This window comes from Paenibacillus sp. ACRRX, assembly GCF_022346885.1.
In the GTDB taxonomy this organism is placed as follows: Bacteria; Bacillota; Bacilli; order Paenibacillales; family Paenibacillaceae; genus Paenibacillus_B.
Genome location: NZ_JAKRNK010000002.1, coordinates 320179 through 336983 on the forward strand (window position 1 = coordinate 320179; position 16805 = coordinate 336983).

At 44.9% G+C, this 16805-nt stretch carries 18 protein-coding genes; 3 read left to right on the forward strand and 15 right to left on the reverse strand.

Annotated features, from left to right (window positions below; translation table 11 throughout):
- Positions 1 to 85: 85 nt before the first annotated feature.
- The 6 genes from MH117_RS06880 to pdhA form a co-directional block, all read right to left on the reverse strand.
- A complete protein-coding gene (locus MH117_RS06880) occupies positions 86 to 577 on the reverse strand; it encodes a dihydrofolate reductase (RefSeq protein ID WP_239327942.1) in 492 nt (163 codons plus the stop codon).
- A gap of 80 nt (positions 578 to 657) precedes the next feature.
- A complete protein-coding gene (gene thyA / locus MH117_RS06885) occupies positions 658 to 1452 on the reverse strand; it encodes a thymidylate synthase (protein WP_239327943.1) in 795 nt (264 codons plus the stop codon).
- 279 nt (positions 1453 to 1731) lie between these two features.
- The gene (gene lpdA, locus MH117_RS06890) at positions 1732 to 3147 is read right to left on the reverse strand and encodes a dihydrolipoyl dehydrogenase (protein ID WP_239327944.1); all 1416 of its coding nucleotides are present in this window, start codon (positions 3145 to 3147) and stop codon (positions 1732 to 1734) included.
- A 4-nt stretch (positions 3148 to 3151) separates the two neighbouring features.
- Positions 3152 to 4444, reverse strand: a complete 1293-nt coding sequence (locus MH117_RS06895) for a dihydrolipoamide acetyltransferase family protein (RefSeq protein WP_239327945.1) — start codon at positions 4442 to 4444, stop codon at positions 3152 to 3154.
- A gap of 35 nt (positions 4445 to 4479) precedes the next feature.
- Positions 4480 to 5457: an alpha-ketoacid dehydrogenase subunit beta gene (locus tag MH117_RS06900; protein ID WP_239327946.1), complete on the reverse strand. Its 978-nt coding sequence runs from the start codon at positions 5455 to 5457 to the stop codon at positions 4480 to 4482.
- A gap of 78 nt (positions 5458 to 5535) precedes the next feature.
- The gene (pdhA, locus tag MH117_RS06905; RefSeq protein ID WP_239327947.1) at positions 5536 to 6603 is read right to left on the reverse strand and encodes a pyruvate dehydrogenase (acetyl-transferring) E1 component subunit alpha; all 1068 of its coding nucleotides are present in this window, start codon (positions 6601 to 6603) and stop codon (positions 5536 to 5538) included.
- 303 nt (positions 6604 to 6906) lie between these two features.
- Between pdhA and MH117_RS06910 the strand changes: the two genes are divergently transcribed.
- Positions 6907 to 7638: an alpha/beta hydrolase gene (locus MH117_RS06910; protein WP_239327948.1), complete on the forward strand. Its 732-nt coding sequence runs from the start codon at positions 6907 to 6909 to the stop codon at positions 7636 to 7638.
- A 166-nt stretch (positions 7639 to 7804) separates the two neighbouring features.
- Here the strand turns inward: MH117_RS06910 and MH117_RS06915 are convergent, their stop codons facing one another.
- Positions 7805 to 8284, reverse strand: a complete 480-nt coding sequence (locus tag MH117_RS06915) for a low molecular weight protein-tyrosine-phosphatase (protein ID WP_239327949.1) — start codon at positions 8282 to 8284, stop codon at positions 7805 to 7807.
- A 151-nt stretch (positions 8285 to 8435) separates the two neighbouring features.
- Here MH117_RS06915 and MH117_RS06920 point away from each other — a divergent pair, with 151 nt between their 5' ends.
- Positions 8436 to 9095 (forward strand): thiamine diphosphokinase, encoded by a 660-nt coding sequence (locus MH117_RS06920; protein ID WP_239327950.1) that lies wholly within the window; start codon positions 8436 to 8438, stop codon positions 9093 to 9095.
- 353 nt (positions 9096 to 9448) lie between these two features.
- Positions 9449 to 10081 (forward strand): C40 family peptidase, encoded by a 633-nt coding sequence (locus tag MH117_RS06925; RefSeq protein ID WP_239327951.1) that lies wholly within the window; start codon positions 9449 to 9451, stop codon positions 10079 to 10081.
- A 39-nt stretch (positions 10082 to 10120) separates the two neighbouring features.
- Here MH117_RS06925 and MH117_RS06930 read toward each other — a convergent pair whose 3' ends face one another.
- From MH117_RS06930 to MH117_RS06965, 8 genes are all read right to left on the reverse strand, one after another.
- Positions 10121 to 10906 carry a winged helix-turn-helix domain-containing protein gene (locus tag MH117_RS06930; RefSeq protein WP_239327952.1) on the reverse strand — a complete coding sequence of 262 codons (786 nt, stop codon included), beginning with the start codon at positions 10904 to 10906 and terminating at the stop codon, positions 10121 to 10123.
- Positions 10907 to 11044: 138 nt separating this feature from the next.
- Complete coding sequence (chrA, locus tag MH117_RS06935) at positions 11045 to 12247, reverse strand: chromate efflux transporter (RefSeq protein ID WP_239327953.1); 1203 nt, start codon at positions 12245 to 12247, stop codon at positions 11045 to 11047.
- A gap of 28 nt (positions 12248 to 12275) precedes the next feature.
- On the reverse strand, positions 12276 to 12950 hold the full coding sequence (gene thiE, locus MH117_RS06940; protein WP_239327954.1) for a thiamine phosphate synthase: 675 nt from the start codon (positions 12948 to 12950) through the stop codon (positions 12276 to 12278).
- Positions 12928 to 13908: a bifunctional hydroxymethylpyrimidine kinase/phosphomethylpyrimidine kinase gene (gene thiD / locus MH117_RS06945; RefSeq protein WP_343224447.1), complete on the reverse strand. Its 981-nt coding sequence runs from the start codon at positions 13906 to 13908 to the stop codon at positions 12928 to 12930. Before thiD ends, thiE begins: the two co-directional genes overlap by 23 nt.
- Positions 13905 to 14681 carry a thiazole synthase gene (locus MH117_RS06950; RefSeq protein WP_239327955.1) on the reverse strand — a complete coding sequence of 259 codons (777 nt, stop codon included), beginning with the start codon at positions 14679 to 14681 and terminating at the stop codon, positions 13905 to 13907. The genes thiD and MH117_RS06950 overlap by 4 nt, the downstream gene beginning before the upstream one ends.
- 7 nt (positions 14682 to 14688) lie before the next feature.
- Positions 14689 to 14892 (reverse strand): sulfur carrier protein ThiS, encoded by a 204-nt coding sequence (gene thiS, locus MH117_RS06955; RefSeq protein WP_239327956.1) that lies wholly within the window; start codon positions 14890 to 14892, stop codon positions 14689 to 14691.
- A gap of 17 nt (positions 14893 to 14909) precedes the next feature.
- The gene (gene thiO / locus MH117_RS06960) at positions 14910 to 16100 is read right to left on the reverse strand and encodes a glycine oxidase ThiO (RefSeq protein ID WP_239327957.1); all 1191 of its coding nucleotides are present in this window, start codon (positions 16098 to 16100) and stop codon (positions 14910 to 14912) included.
- Positions 16101 to 16143: 43 nt separating this feature from the next.
- Positions 16144 to 16758: a thiamine phosphate synthase gene (locus MH117_RS06965; protein ID WP_239327958.1), complete on the reverse strand. Its 615-nt coding sequence runs from the start codon at positions 16756 to 16758 to the stop codon at positions 16144 to 16146.
- Between the last annotated feature and the right edge of the window lie 47 nt (positions 16759 to 16805).

A 16805-nucleotide genomic window follows, 5' to 3' on the forward strand; every position in this document is an offset into this window, starting at 1 on the left:
TAAACGTCCTAACATTTGCACTAAATGACGAATGAAATACGCATATAATCATCGAATCGTTCGGCAATGAATACAGCTCATTGAGTTAGCATTTCCGCTGATATATTGTAAATCGATGAGCATATCGGTTCAACTCATCAACTACACCAGGTATATCCTCTACTAATTCCCACTCTGATTCATCGTAATCAGGAAAATAATCATCACCTTCAAATTCATGTTCAATCCGTGTTACATATAACTTATCGGCATAAGGCATCATCAGACGGTAAATCTCCGCCCCCCCAATGACCATAATCTCTTCATCTCCTGCTGCCTTATCAACCACGTCTTGAACGCCATGAACGATCTCTACTCCTTCGTGAGACCAATCCAAATTGCGTGTCATCACGATATTTGGCCGTTTCGGAAGCGGCTTGCCACCAATAGAATCAAACGTCTTTCGTCCCATCACAATCGTCTTGCCCCGCGTATGCGCACGAAAAAACGCCATATCATTCGGTAGGTGCCACGGAAGCCCATTGTCCTTACCAATCAGACGGTGACTATCCATGGCCCATATCATACTAATACCCATATCTAGATACCTCCTTCCCTACTTAGTATCGTTATCCGATTGAAGTGGTCTCAATCACGAGTTATATACCTAAAATGCTATCACACCGCCACAATGGCTTTAATTGTGGGATGGTACTCATATCCCTCAAACTCAAAGTCTTCAAACTTATAATCAAATATAGAAGCAGGCTGACGCTTGATCACAAGCTTAGGTAGTTGGAACGGTTCTCGTGCAAGTTGGGTGTGCACCTGCTCCATATGATTGGAGTAAATATGAACATCTCCACCTGTCCAAACAAACTCTCCAACATCCAGTCCGCACTGCTGGGCTACCATATGGGTAAGCAGCGCATAGCTTGCGATATTAAATGGAAGCCCTAAAAACGTATCAACAGAACGCATATTCAGCATACAGCTCAGCTTTCCGTTTGCCACATAAAACTGAAATACATAATGGCAAGGAGGCAATTTCATATGTTCCACCTCACCAACGTTCCAGGCAGACACAAGCAATCGCCGCGAATCCGGATTCGTTTTGATCTGCTCTATTACGTTTGTAATCTGATCAATGACCCTGCCGTCCTTTGTTTCCCAATGTCGCCATTGCGAGCCATACACGGGACCAAGGTCGCCGTTCTCATCTGCCCACTCATCCCAAATCCGAACGCCATTCTCTTTCAGGTAACGAATGTTAGTCTCTCCGCTAAGAAACCAGAGCAGTTCGTGCACGATTGATTTTAGGTGCAGACGCTTAGTCGTTACAAGCGGGAATCCTTGCTGCAAATCAAAGCGTAGCTGCCGTCCAAATACGGATACCGTCCCGGTTCCGGTTCGGTCCTCTTTATGTACGCCATTGTCCAACACATCCTGCAGCAATTCCAAGTAAGCTTTCATTTCTACATTTCACTCCGTTCTAATTCCTCAAGGTTGAGTTTCATTTTAACATTGGTGACCTCAAAAAGTCACCAATCTGGACGAATCGTATATTTGGTAGCCGCTATAAAAACAATTAATCACTTTTGCTATTGACTATGCTGCATTAACGCTTTGATCATGCACTTAACAGGCGTCTGATAAAAAAATCCCCCGCAGCTCCAGAGCCCGGGGGTATCAGCATTATATATAGAACCGTAAACAGAATTCAAACAGAACCTTACAGAAAGAGTGAGACAATTATTTTACAGTGTGAATCGGGTGGCCAAGCACAACCTCAGCCGCTTCCATTACGATTTCACCAAGAGTTGGATGCGCATGTACAGTCAATGCCAAGTCTTCCAATGTAGCTGCCATCTCTACTGCCAAGCCGAGCTCAGCGATCAAGTTGGAGGCTTCTGGTCCAACGATTTGGGCACCAATTACTACACCTGTCTCAGCGTCAGCAACGATCTTCACAAAGCCATCAACGCTGCCGCCAAGGGACAACGCACGTCCGTTACCCGCATACGGGAATTTACCCGACTTCACGTTTAAGCCTTTGCCTTTTGCTTCAGACTCAGACAAGCCTACGCTTGCACACTCTGGATCTGTAAAGCATACAGCCGGCATCGCTTTATAATCCACAACGCTAGACATTCCGGAAATAGCTTCCGCAGCTACTTTACCTTCGTACGAAGCTTTATGCGCAAGCGCAAGACCAGGTACGATGTCGCCAATCGCGTAGATGTGTGGAATACTTGTGCGACCTTGGTGATCAACTTCGATCAAACCACGATCCGTCATTTTCACGCCGATCATGTCAAGACCAAGCTCTCCGTCTGTGTTTGGACGACGGCCTACCGTAACCAACAGGTATTCAGCAGTTACTTCTTTTGTTTCTCCGCCAACAGAGAATTTAACTGTAACGTCTTTGTCTGTTTGCGTAGCGGACTCCGCTTTAGCACCCGTAAAGATTTCAACGTTAGTTTTCTTCATGTTTTTGGATACGATTTGTGTCATATCTTTATCGAAGCCTGGCAATACCATGTCAGCGCCCTCGATAACTGTTACTTTTGTTCCGAACTTGGAGTACATTTGACCAAGCTCAGCGCCGATATATCCACCGCCGATAACGATCATGCTTTTTGGAATTTCAGGCAATTCAAGCGCTTCTGTCGAGGACAAGATACGGCCGCTAAACGGGAATGCCTTCAATTCAATCGGACGGGAACCTGTAGCGATGATACAGTTGTTGAACTTGTAACGTGGTGCTTCTTGGTCATTAAACAAACGAGCTTCTGTCTCATTGATGAACATTGCTTCACCTTTGAAAACTTGAACTTTGTTTGCTTTTAAGAGCGCGCCTACGCCGCCAGTCAATTTTTTAACTACGCCTGCTTTGAACGATTGGACTTTGGAGAAGTCAACGGTTACGTTCTCAGCCGTAATACCAATTGCTGAAGCGTGCTGTGTTACTTCATATTGATGAGCTGCGCTGATGAGAGCCTTGGATGGAATACAACCACGGTTCAAACATACGCCGCCAACTTCGGACTTATCAACGATCATTACGCTTTGACCCAGCTGTGCAGCACGAATAGCTGCTACGTAACCGCCAGGACCTGCGCCAATAACCAAAGTATCAATATTTAAAGATGCGTCTCCCACTACCATTTGGTTACACCTCCATTACAAGCAATTCAGGATTAGCCAGCAATTGCTTGAGATAGTTCATAAAGTTTTGTGCTGTTGCGCCATCAATGAGACGGTGGTCAAAGCTCAAGGACAGAGCCATCACTGGTGCTGCAACGATTTCACCATTTTTAACAACGGCTTTCTCGGAAATACGGCCTGTACCCAAAATAGCAACTTCTGGATAGTTGATGATTGGAGTAAAGAACATACCGCCAGCAGAACCGATGTTTGTAATCGTGATTGTGCTGCCTTTTAATTCGTTAGGACCCAATTTGCCGTCACGACCGCGACCAGCAAGGTCTTTAATATCATCCGCGATCATCCAGATGCTGCGACGATCTGCGTCTTTAATAACCGGTACGATAAGACCATTGTCTGTGTCTGTTGCGATACCGATGTTGTAGTATTTTTTGTAGACGATTTCTTGGGCTGCTTCGTCGATCATTGCGTTCATAGCTGGGAACTGACGGCAAGCTGCTACCAATGCTTTAACGATAAATGGCAAGTAAGTTACTTTTGTACCTTTCTTCTCCATGATCGGTTTCAAGCGAGTACGGAATGCTACGAGATCCGTAACGTCCACTTCATCCATAATCGTAACGTGAGGAGCTGTATAAGCCGATTTAACCATTGCGTTGGAAATCGCTTTACGGATACCTTTAAATGGTACACGCTCTTCTTCAACGTTGCGATCTGCAGCAGCCACAGGAGCAGCTGCTTTAGCTGCAGGTGCTGCTTCGGAAGTGTTAGCTTCTGCTTTAGGTGCTGGAGCTCCGCCTTTAGCAAATGCTTCTACATCTTCGCGGGATACTTTGCCGTTGTTGCCTGTGCCAGGAACTTCAGCAATGTTAACACCCAATTCACGAGCCAGTTTGCGCACGCTAGGTGTCGCCAACACTTCATGATTAGGTGCAGCAGGTGCCGCTGCTTGAGCATCAGCTTTAGGTGCTTCTGCTGCTGGAGAAGCCGTTGTGTCAGCTCCACCTTTAGCTGCTTCCGCTTCTGCTGCTGGTGCAGCTTGCTCAGGCACGTCGCCTTCAGCATCGATAATAGCTACAACTTCGCCCATGTGCATAACTTGACCGTCTTTAGCCAGCACTTCAAGTACTGTACCGTTAACAGGACATGGCACCTCTACGATTGCTTTATCGTTTTGTACTTCCATGATGATATCGTCGTCCGTAACTTTATCACCTGGTTTAATAAGCATTTTAATAATTTCGCCTTCGTGCAATCCCTCGCCAAGCTCAGGGAAGCGGTATTCAAATTTTGCCACTGCAAATTACCTCCTCTATCTGTTGCGGTTCTATATTAGAAGTTCAAAACTTTGTTAACAGATTCTACGATACGCGCTGGAGTCGGAAGCCATTGATCTTCGATCTGTGCGTATGGATACACCGTATCAGGACCTGCAACACGAAGTACTGGAGCTTCAAGGTGAAGAATCGCTTTCTCGTTGATTTGGGCAATAACTTCAGCAGCAACACCGGATGTTTTTTGCGCTTCTTGCACGATAATGCAACGGTTTGTCTTCTTAATAGAAGCAACGATTGTATCGATATCAAGCGGCATCAATGTGCGCAAATCAATTACTTCTGCTTCGATGCCTTGTTTTTCGAGCTCAGCAGCAGCTTTCATTGATGTATGAACCATTAAGCCGTAAGAGAGGATCGTTACGTCTTTACCTTCACGCACAACGTTAGCTTTGCCTAGTTCTACTGTATATTCGCCTTCAGGTACTTCATCACGGAAAGCATGGTACAAGTTCAAATGTTCCATGAAGAAGACAGGGTCATTGTCACGAATCGCAGAGATGAGCAAGCCTTTTGCATCATATGGATTCGAAGGAATTACAACTTTGATACCTGGAGTTTGCACCAACAAACCTTCCAAGGAGTCTGTATGCAATTCAGCCGCTTTTACACCGCCACCAAAAGGTGTACGGAAAACGATTGGTGAATTGTAACGACCACCGGAACGGTAACGCATACGTGCAGCTTGTACGCACATTTGGTCGAGAGCTTCATAAATAAAGCCTACGAATTGGATTTCAGCGATTGGACGGAATCCTTGTACGCCAAGACCTACTGCCATACCGCCAATAGCGGACTCTGCCAACGGCGTATCAAATACGCGATCCTCACCAAATTCTTTTTGCAAACCTTCTGTTGCACGGAATACCCCGCCCACATGACCTACGTCTTCACCGAACAAGATTACGTTAGGGTCACGTTTCAATTCTACGCGCATTGCGTCACGAATCGCTTCTTTCATATTCATTTGAGCCATTGCTTCGTTTCCTCCTTACCGTTATCGCAAAGTCCTTATGCTTTGCAGTCCCGTTCAAGCTGTATCAGCTTCTGAAATTTATTTAAAATCCGCTTTTTGTTCTTCTAAATGTTGTGGTGTCTTTTCGAACATTGTGTCGATCAGACCCGCAATTGTCATTTTTTCTGTTTGCTCAGCGCGTTTGATTTCTTCATTGACTTTCGCTTTCGCTTCGTCTTTTACGCGAGCTGTTTCTTCTTCAGTCCACAGACCTTTTTTCTCCAGGAACTTACCGAAACGAACGATTGGATCTTTGATCGACCATTCTGCTTCTTCGTCTTTCGTACGATACTTGGTTGTATCGTCCGCCATGGAGTGAGGACGGAAACGGTAAGTCAACGCCTCGATCAGTGTAGCACCTTCGCCTTTACGTCCACGTTCAGCAGCCATTTGAACGGCTTTGATAACAGCCAATACGTCCATACCGTCGATTTGCATGCCGTGAATACCAGCTGCAACCGCTTTGTGAGCGATAGACTTAGCTGCAGTTTGCTTAGCAAATGGCGTTGTGATGGCATAACCGTTATTTTGTACAAAGAAAATAACAGGCAATTGGAATGCGCCTGCGAAGTTCAAGCCTTCGTAGAAGTCGCCTTCGGAAGATCCACCGTCACCTGTATACGTAATTGCAACTTGTGGCTGTTTTCTTAACTTAAAGCCCTTCGCAATACCCATGGCATGCAAAATTTGCGCACCAATGATGATTTGCGGCATAAGAACATTAACGCCTTCTGGAATCTGTCCGCCGTGCTGATGACCGCGGGAATACAAGAATGCTTGATACAGCGGCAAACCATGCCATACGATCTGAGGCATGTCACGGTATGCAGGAACAACAAAGTCTTCCTTTTGGAGCGGATACACGCTACCTACCATGGAAGCTTCTTGACCAGATACTGGCGCGTAGAAGCCCAAGCGGCCTTGACGACCTAAGTTAATCGCACGATCATCCCATGCGCGTGTAAATACCATACGGTACATAACTTCTTTTAATTGCTCGTCAGTCAATTCAGGCATCATGTCTGGATTGATGACTTCGCCTTCCGGAGACAACACGGACAATGGTTGTACATCTTCCGTCTGAACTTCAAATGGGAACTTGCTCATCATTTTCACCTCAATAAAAGTTTGAAGAATTTGTTTCTCTGTTATAGAATTATTATACACCTGTTTTAGTCGTTTGGTCAAAACATATCGCGAAAAAAGTGAATATTTTGAGAATTGTTGTTATAACAGGCGTATTTAAATACTATAACAGAGTACTACAAAATTGTCTAAGTTGTGAAAAATAGTTGAAATCTTATTCATCCTTTTCACATGTTTTCAACCCTTTAATTACAAGCGGTATGTACATCATACTGCGATAGTGTTTCCTAATTTGGATAAAATATTGCATAGGTGGTGCTTAACATGACTGATTCTGCTTATCTCAAGCGTACTGTCGTTAAACATGAAATAGCCTGTCCGCTATTAGCAAGCGGCAGCCGTCCCGTTCGCGTCTATTTACCTCCAGGATATCAAGCAGTACTCAGCTATCCTGTTGTCTATTGTCAGGATGGAGAAGACTTCTTTAATTTTGGCCGAATTGCGACAATCGCCAACAAGCTTATATTAGATGAAGATATTGAACCCTTTATTATAGTAGGAGTCGATGTCGACAAAAAAATACGAACAGAGGAATATTCACCAGATGGAGAGCTGTTTGAATCATATACGCGATCATTTGCTGAATATATCGTACCAGCCATTGAGAAACTGTATCCCGTTCGTACCGATTGGACCAACATCATCGTGGCAGGTGATTCACTTGGTGGTACGGTATCTCTTCATCTGGCGCTGCTTTACCCTGAGAAATTTAGACAAATCATCTCACTCTCTGGTGCCTACTATGCTGCATCGCAGGCGATCATTACTGAACAACGCGACCTGAGTTGGCTGCATCTGTTTATGATTGTTGGTTTGCAGGAAACAGCATTTGATACAGACCGCGGCACTTTTAACTTTGTGGAATTGAACCGTCAGGCAAGAAGCTTGTTTGCTGACAGAGCAGCTAATTTCCACTACGAGGAGCTCGACGGGAAACACCAATGGGGTTTCTGGCAGCAGCATATCCCGCAGGCACTTCGATTTTTCCTGGAATAACATGTGCCTATTCTCAAATGGTGTTCCTTCTTATTGAAACAAATGAAAGAAGTGACATACAAGGATGTATGTCACTTCTTTATTAAATGGCGATTGTGATCGATATCGTCATAACCCGTACTTACAATACGATCAATAGAACCAACTCTCAAAACGCAATGAGTTCTCAAACTGACAAGTGATGTTCACGAACAATCTTAGCCAACAGCTGCTTGCAACCTTCTGACACCAGACGATATACTTCATCAAAGTTGCCTGTATAATAAGGGTCTGGCACGTCTGTTATCGGCTCTTCAGGCAGCAGCGACATAAAACGAAGCACTTCAGCTGTTCGATCATGAGCACCCTTCCATGCCATAACATTCCGTTCATTATTTTCATCCATACACACTATATAAGTAAAATTCGTGAAATCATTTTCTTCTACCTGTCTTGCTTTCATTCCTGCATATGAAATTCTCACTTGATCAAGCATCTGGCGAGTTCCTTCATGCGGCGAATGGCCGATATGCCAATCCCCTGTTCCAGCGCTGTCTACTTGAATATGTGTAGACAACTCTGCCTCCTCTACCTGATGACGCATCACAGCTTCGGCCATTGGCGAACGACATATATTGCCCAAGCACACAAAAAGTACAGAGATCATCTCAATTCCCCCTCAACAAGCAGCTTCTTTATTGTAACGTTTGTTCATTTCTGTTTCAACTCTTGGTACATCCAGCAGAACAAGATATACTAAGATGTAACATTCCTACGATAAGAAATGTAAGAACTTTGGATTAAAGGAAGGTCTACTAATGAAACAACACAGAGATCCACATCAGCGTGAGATTGTAATCGTATCGGGTGGAAGCCCAGATGCAGACATCGCTACTGTATTGGCACAAGCTGATTATATCATTGGTGCTGACCGCGGAGCTGCCGTTATTCTTGCACTTGGATATACGCCTGACCTTGCGCTTGGTGATTTTGATTCCGTTCACGAATGGGAACGCGATCATATTCAAACTTCCAGTCATCACTACATAGGCTGTGATGCCATTGACAAAAATTATACGGATACGGAGCTTGCCTTTCTAGCGGCCCTTGAACATCAGGCAACTTCCATCACTTTATGTGCAGGCACTGGAACAAGACTGGATCACACGTTGGCCAATATTCACTTGTTAAAACGAGCTCTTGAATTACAAATCGACATGCGTATTATAGATGGACATAACTGCATTCGTCTTGCGGATCGACAGTTAACGGTTAAAAAAGAGCATTACACCTATTTATCCTTACTCCCACTGTCGTTGGAAGTACATGGTATTAACCTGATTGGGTTTCAGTATCCATTGCACGATGCGTCACTTGTTATCGGTCAATCTCTGGGCATTAGCAACAAATGGATAGCCGAGGAAGGCAGTGTGTCCATCAGAGAAGGTCTGCTGCTTGTCATTTGCAGCAACGATTAGATTCCATCCCATCAATTTGTAGGTCTAACGTCATGTAAGTAATATATCAAAAGAAGCCACCCTTCTCTGTGATTGCAGACACTGCTTTTCCATCAAGGTGGCTTCTTTAGGTTTCTACAAAAGGTCTTTACAAGTATGATAAAAAGAGCTCTCCATGAACGTCCTTACGACTCAAGGCATGCCCCTATTTGGATATGAAAGCGCAGTAATGGCACTCATCAATTTTTAATGTAAACGCTTACTATATTAATGGGCAAGAGATTGCGAACATTTAGTATATTTTAGTATATAAACATAGTAAATACACTTTGTTATACTTTTGTTGACAAAAAAGTAACGAAAGGATGACAAAGATGACACTTTTAACATATCGCCGCATCGCAGTCGTCGCCATTATGACAGTTGCTCTTACAGGTATGTTGCCTGAACATACAGCATTAGCCGACTCAGCTAATAGCGGAAGCATCACTTCAACTAGACAGACTCAACAAACGGATTCTAATACTGAAGCGCAGCAGACACAAGCAACCTATACAACTAACACTTATACTGCACAAGCCGCTAGCAATATCCTTAGAAAAGGTGAAAAATACTTAGGAACACGTTACGTCTTTGGTGCGAAAAGCTTCCAGACGCGCAGCTTTGACTGTTCTTCTCTGGTTCAATACTTATTTAATCAAGAGGGTGTTGACCTGCCCCGGACTTCCTACGAGCAGGCTAAAAAAGGTACTCACATTAAACGATCAGCGCTACAAAAAGGAGATCTGATCTTTTTCTCTAGTGGTCGCCCTGGCAAAGGAAAGATCACTCACGTTGCTATTTATGCAGGTAACAATAAGATCCTGCATACTTTCGGGAAGCCTGGAGTTACTTACTCCAACTTAAACTCAGATACGTGGAGTGATCGATATGTAACTGCGCGCCGCGTGTTGCTGCACAACAATCCACATATCATTCATACACCTGAATCTAATTACTATAATTAATCATGCCAAAAATCGCTAGTTGAGCAGATGGAAAACAAGTTACCTGGTCGGATCTTTAAGTTGATAACCGTAGCCTCTTACGGTATGGATTAGCTTAGGGTTCCGGCCTTTATCGATCTTGCGCCGTAAATATCGAATATATACATCGACAATATTGGTTGTTGTATCGAAGTCTATGCTCCATACATGTGCCATCAAGAACTTGCGACTGACAGGCCGACTATGATGCTGAGCCAAAATAACCAAAAGTTCATATTCGCGCGCAGTCAGTTGCAATTCTGTTGTGCCCCGTCTTACTGTGCGCGATTGCGGATTAATAATCAGATCGCCAATCTGATATATATTTGTGGAATCATCGTCTTGCGTCAATACATTCAGCTGCGTACGCTGTAATCTGCACTCCCATTCCATGCGGGAACATGGGAACTGTATGACATCATCACCACCCAAAAGTAAAAATGTATAACTTTCCGGTTCGGGTTGATGAGGCACAAACAGCATACATATTAGAAGTTGTCTGCAAGTCAGTCTTGTACTCATTCTCGCTGTATATAATGAAGAGATTTCCGTGATCACCTGCTTCCATTGACAGGATAACGATCCTGCTCCTTCTACAAACAACAAAACACGCCTCTTCACCATCAAATTGCTGCTTGTATCGCCTGATAAGTTAAAATCAATCTCAAGCTGCTCACAAATGAGATTTGCGTTCCATTCCTTGATTCGAGTCACATCTGTACCCGATTGCTCGAGCCATAGAGCGGCCTCGTCAGCGAGCTCTGTTCCATCATCAAGTATCCATACCTCAACAGGTTCCGTTTTCATTCATATTCCCTTACTGCTTATCTTCTAAAATAAGAGATAAACATTACAATGTCTACGTGCACCTATTGTGTACATTATTGATAGATTTATACAGCCATCATCTAACTGAATGTTGGCTTAACATCATTGCAAAACTGCTTATGGTGTAAAGAGCAGTGATCCAGCTATAGCAGAAACAAACACAATGCTCCACGGAGGTAATTTCCAGTATACGAGTAATACTAATGCTGTAACCGCAACGACAAACTGTAGCGGCGTCTGAACCGCCGAAGTGAATATAGGGTCGTACCACGCTGCAATCAATAGTCCTACCACTGCGGCATTCGCGCCTTTCAGCGCCCTAGAGATCCAGACGATACGATAAATGTTCTCTATAAAAGGAAGCGCTGCTCCCATCATCAGATAAGAAGGAAGGAAGATAGCAACTAACGCAATACTTCCGAACATAACTGCTTGAGCCCCTTCTCCGATGGAGGCTCCTATATACCCCGCATAAGTAAACAGTGGTCCTGGTACCGCTTGGGCTGCGCCGTAACCGGCAACAATGGTCTCTTCCGTCAGCCATCCCATATGAGCAAGTTCACTCTTAATCAGTGGCAATACGACATGTCCTCCGCCAAATACAAGCGATCCTGTTCTAAACATCATATCAAACAAACTTAAAGCTATGCCTGAGAACAAAGAAACCAGCCACGGAAGCAGACATAACCCGCTAATAAGTACTATTAAACTTACAAGACCACTTTTTCGAGATATCAAGGGGGCGATCATATGATTATCAACAGGTGACACTGTTATTGCTTCATGTCGGTAGAGCCAACAGCCAGCACATGCTGCTAAGATCATAATAACCACTCCAGTATAGGGCGAAGCAAAGAAATAACTTGCAGCTAACGCAGCAACTGCTATACTCATCCGTTCCCGATCGGGAGTAAAGTGTCTCGCCATTCCCCATACCGCATGCGCAACCACTGCCACAGCTACCAACAAAAGGCCCTGAAGCCATCCGGTCTGGCCCGAGCTCCATGATTCTAGACCAAGTGCAAACGACATCAACAAGAGAGCTGAAGGCAATGTAAAGCCTAGCCAAGCCGCGGCCCCTCCTAGCCATCCAGCTCTTAGCATACCGATTCCAATCCCAAGCTGGCTGCTGGAAGGCCCAGGCATAATTTGACACAAGGCATTTAAATTACCGAACTGCGTCTCATTTATCCATTTTAGACGTTCAACATATTCTTTATGAAAGAAGCCGATATGTGCTACTGGTCCGCCAAAAGATGTTAACCCTAGTTTTAATGCTGTAACAAATACTCCACCTATTGCACGCCACCTAAGTGACACTTCATATTCCTCCTCTAACGAGACATCGCTACCCAATACTACTTACACAAGTGTACAATGCGCCCACTTCCAGCTCTATTTCTCCTGCTGCCGTGATCGCCTGTACTACCGCAATCCCATCTGCGCCAGCATCCATGACCTGTTTCACTCTTTCCCTGCGAATGCCACCTATACCGACAATCGGTATAGTCAGCTTGGCAGCACGGATGGAGGAAATAACAGACGGTCCTGAAACCTGCTGAATGTCCGGTTTTGTAAGTGTATGAAACATCGGTCCCACACCTAAATAATTAGCCCCATCTGCGACGGCCTGTCTTGCTTCTTCAACATTATGCGCGGACATTCCGATAATAACATGCCGTGGTAATATTTGTCTCGCACGAAAGACCGACATATCTTCTTGTCCCAGATGAACACCGTCTGCCTCCAGCTCTACAGCCATGTTCACATCATCATTTACAATAAACATAACTTTGTGAGCTGTACACCATTTACGAATACGACGTCCCAAGAGTGTTCTCTGCTTTGCTGTCAGTTCAGACTCGTAACTTTTCTCCCGCCATTGAAACGATGTTATGCCTCCCTTCAAAGCAGCCAGCAGTGTATGCTCCAAGCCTAATGGACAGTTGGCAGTACCGGCCACAAACATTAGCTTTAATTGATGACGAAGGGTTCGCTCACTACTCATTGTTTTGTTTATCATGATCCCCCTCCTTTGCATACCTTTGTCGATGTGCCCAGTGATTCACTGGCCCCTGGCCATGACCGATCTCCAGCGGTTCACTGATTGCAGCGTACACAAACTGTTTTGCATGAAATACTGCCTGAGCAACGGACGCGCCACCTGCAAGAAATGCAGCCATCGCTGCTGATAACGTGCAGCCTGTTCCATGTGTATGAGGCGTTATTCTTCTCTCACTGGAGAACCACCAAGTTGTGTAACCATCGTAAAGCAAGTCATCGCAAGTGGACAACTTGTTGTCGTGTCCTCCCTTGATATACACATATTGAACCCCATTTGCGTGGATACGCTCAGCCGCCTGAATTCGATCTTCGAATGTGTGAATCCTCATTTCAGCCAGCGCTTCTGCCTCAGGAATATTTGGTGTCACTATTGTGGTCAGGGGCAGTAGCTCCCTTCTCAGCGTATCAATTGCTGAAATACTCAAAAGTGTGGACCCACCCTTCGCGATCATGACAGGGTCTACCACTACATTTGACCATCCATAGGTTCTCATTCTATCGCTGATTATACGAATCGTTAACTCATCCACCAGCATGCCCGTTTTGACTGCATCCGGGACAATATCCTCTTGAACAGCATCGATTTGTGAAGTGATATGTTCAAGCGGTATAGGATGAACATTTCGAACCCCATACGTATTTTGGGAAGTTATTGCCGTAACGACTGACATGCCATAAGCTCCACACTCTTGAAAGGTCTTAATATCCGCCTGTATTCCCGCGCCACCGCTGCTATCCGAGCCCGCTATTGTAAGTGTTCGCGGAACACACGTAAGTGACAAATGAGATGCGTCAAAAGACCCTGACTTCTCCATTTTAATCCTCTGTGCCACCCCATCAAACGGCGCTTGATCCTGTACAGCTTCAAATAATGTCCTTTCATTGAGGTGTGGAGCATCTTTAGATACAACAATCATACGGGCAATCCTTCTACAGGACTACTTGCCGATGCATATCGTTTCATCGGAATTCGACCAGCAATGTAACCAAGTCGCCCAGCTTGAACAGCTAGCTTCATCGCCTCCGCCATCTTAACCGGATCAGTCGCTCCCGCCACAGCCGTATTCAACAATACACCATCTGCACCAAGCTCCATTGCCTTGGCTGCATCTCCGGGAGTACCTATTCCTGCATCAATAATGATTGGGACAGTCGCTTGCTCCATAATAAACGATAAGTAATGAGGATTAAGCAAACCCAACCCAGTTCCGATAGGAGAGGCACCCGGCATAATAGCATGAACCCCTAGCTCTTGCAGTCTTTTAGCCAAAATAACATCGTCTGATATGTAAGGGAGTACAGTAAAGCCTTCTTCCAGCAATATCTCACATGCGCGATAGGTCTCGATCGGATCTGGCAGGAGTGTCTTTGCATCTCCGATCACCTCAACTTTAATCATGTCACACAATCCCGAAGCTTGTGCAAGACGAGCAATGCGAACCGCTTCTTCTGCATTGGATGCTCCTGCGGTATTAGGCAGCAATGAATATTTGGAAAGATCAAGCTGTTCTAGGAAATTAGGTTGATTGGGGTCAAACACGTTCATTCGACGTACGGCAAATGTTAATATTTGAGTCTCCGATACTTCAACCGCTTGCTGCTGTACTTCAAAACTTGAAAACTTCCCCGTACCTAACAGCAAACGTGATTGAAAGCAATGGGATCCTATTTGTAAATGTGATGTTTTCATCTTCTAGTCAGCCTCCTCCAACAAAGTGTACAATTTCGATACGATCACCGTTCATGATAGTAGTCGCCTCGTATTTATGTTTTGGTACAATCGTGCCGTTATGTTCCACAATTACAATCCTGTGTGTCATATGCAAATGTTCAATCAGATGCTGGATATGCGCCTCCTGCATCGATAATTCCATATCATGGCCATTGACCCTTAGCTCCATCGTAAATCCCACCTTATCTAATAATTACTCGTTCCCACCAGCTGCGTGGCCTTGCTACGTTCAGGATTAAACGCTTCCATCCACATCCATGGCACCTCACCTTTTAATAGCCACCTCGTCATACCGATAGCTGTAGCGGCACTTAACAAAATCCCGTTACGAAAGTGGCCTGCCGCTATCCAAAGGCCTTTAATATGAGATATTGGTCCCATAAATGGAAGTCCATCTGCCGTTGCAGGTCGAAGACCAGACCAAGCTTGTTCCCACTCCGAATGCTCCAGCTCAGGAATGCAACGACACGCCTTTTCCATAAGCTTCATGACGGAACCGACTTCAACAATCTTGTCATAACGATTTGGATAAGAGGTTGCACCGATAAATATTCGTCCCCTACCCTTTGGAACAATGTATACACCATCTCCATACATCACACTAGACATGGTTAACTTGGACCGAACAACAGCCAATTCACCTTTCACTGGGTGGAGAGGAAGACTAATTCCACATTTATCAGTTAACATATTGCTATCCAATCCTGAACAGATCAGCACATGATCGCTGTACCAGCTGCCGGATCCAGTACGAACTCCTTGGATACGCCCATTTTCAATTAAGAAGTCAACCACCTGTTCATGTTCATGGAACTGGACACCTAGTTTTTTACTGGCTGTGAACAAAGCTTCCATCAATTTTATAGGAGATAGATGGCCTTCTTTAGGAAGCATATACACCCCCTCAATGGCGGAGTCGTGATAATAAGGCAGGGCTTGAAGCCTCGAATTATCGATCCACTCCAGCCCATAATTAATTCCATTTGGATGTGATTCGACTGCTTTGCGCAGCTGAAGACCAATTGCTGTACAGTCACTTCCTTTCATCACAGGAACATGAATCCCTCTCAAACGCAGTTCAAGATCGACTTGCGATAGTTCCCACAACTGTTCACTCCACCCTGGGAATAGATCATGACTAGTACAAGCAAATTGCGCGAGTTCATCATGTTGGATACGCTCTGCAACAGGAGCCAGCATCCCTGCTGCAGCCCTAGAAGCTCCTTCTCCGATCCGGTCCTTCTCCAATACAGCTACCTTCAGCCCATTTAATGCTGCCTCATAAGCGATCGCACAACCAATCACTCCCCCTCCTACAACAATCAAATCAGCATGATTTATGCTCATGGTTGAAGCTGCAAGTACAGATGCTGGCATGTGTATCACTCCTTTCAATGGTCATCATGGAATCTATAGTTACTCAATGAACAAGAGAATGCATGGCATCTCTGTAACGCCGCACCATATTCAAAGGTGATGATGCTTCCCATATTGGTGACATGACAGCAACTCCAGATGCCCCTGCGTTTATCACGCTTGTAACTCGCTCCGGTGTAATTCCACCAATAGCAATAATAGGAATATCACTCTGCTGCCTGCATGATATTAATCCCGTAAGCCCACGACCAGCCAAACCTTGCTTGCATGTCGTCTCGTAAATATGTCCGTACATCGCATAATCAGCGCCGCCCTTCGCACAAGACATAATCTCTGCCGGACTATGAACAGATACCCCGACTGTCAGCTGCGGATATAGTGGTCTAATTGTATAGACAGGTAAGCTGTGATACGCTAAATGGACACCTCTCACACCACAGGAAGCGGCCACATCCGCACGATCGTTCACAATCCACTTATGCATGGGGATACCCTCTAATCTCGCTGTTTCTAGAACATTCCACATTTGATTGGCACTCCACTTTTTCTGTCGCAGATGAACAGCATCTACCTCGTGAGCAATTAACTTCACGGTCTGAACGATGACCTTCGCAGACACTCCTTCAGGAGTAACAATATGAAGCCATGGCACAATCACACGATTCTCACCTCTTCTTTTACCCGAGTGTCAACACATGAACTAAC

Bases quoted from the DNA above. Each gene is read 5' to 3' on its own strand.
- thiO (WP_239327957.1), bottom strand. From the start codon at position 16,100: ATGCCAGCATCTGTACTTGCAGCTTCAACCATGAGCATAAATCATGCT.
- MH117_RS06900 (WP_239327946.1), bottom strand. From the start codon at position 5,457: ATGGCTCAAATGAATATGAAAGAAGCGATTCGTGACGCAATGCGCGTA.
- thyA (WP_239327943.1), bottom strand. From the start codon at position 1,452: ATGAAAGCTTACTTGGAATTGCTGCAGGATGTGTTGGACAATGGCGTA.
- thiD (WP_343224447.1), bottom strand. From the start codon at position 13,908: ATGATTGTTGTATCTAAAGATGCTCCACACCTCAATGAAAGGACATTA.
- MH117_RS06925 (WP_239327951.1), top strand. From the start codon at position 9,449: ATGACACTTTTAACATATCGCCGCATCGCAGTCGTCGCCATTATGACA.
- lpdA (WP_239327944.1), bottom strand. From the start codon at position 3,147: ATGGTAGTGGGAGACGCATCTTTAAATATTGATACTTTGGTTATTGGC.
- MH117_RS06930 (WP_239327952.1), bottom strand. From the start codon at position 10,906: ATGAAAACGGAACCTGTTGAGGTATGGATACTTGATGATGGAACAGAG.
- thiE (WP_239327954.1), bottom strand. From the start codon at position 12,950: ATGATAAACAAAACAATGAGTAGTGAGCGAACCCTTCGTCATCAATTA.
- MH117_RS06950 (WP_239327955.1), bottom strand. From the start codon at position 14,681: ATGAAAACATCACATTTACAAATAGGATCCCATTGCTTTCAATCACGT.
- MH117_RS06920 (WP_239327950.1), top strand. From the start codon at position 8,436: ATGAAACAACACAGAGATCCACATCAGCGTGAGATTGTAATCGTATCG.
- pdhA (WP_239327947.1), bottom strand. From the start codon at position 6,603: ATGAGCAAGTTCCCATTTGAAGTTCAGACGGAAGATGTACAACCATTG.
- thiS (WP_239327956.1), bottom strand. From the start codon at position 14,892: ATGGAGCTAAGGGTCAATGGCCATGATATGGAATTATCGATGCAGGAG.
- MH117_RS06915 (WP_239327949.1), bottom strand. From the start codon at position 8,284: ATGATCTCTGTACTTTTTGTGTGCTTGGGCAATATATGTCGTTCGCCA.
- MH117_RS06910 (WP_239327948.1), top strand. From the start codon at position 6,907: ATGACTGATTCTGCTTATCTCAAGCGTACTGTCGTTAAACATGAAATA.
- MH117_RS06880 (WP_239327942.1), bottom strand. From the start codon at position 577: ATGGGTATTAGTATGATATGGGCCATGGATAGTCACCGTCTGATTGGT.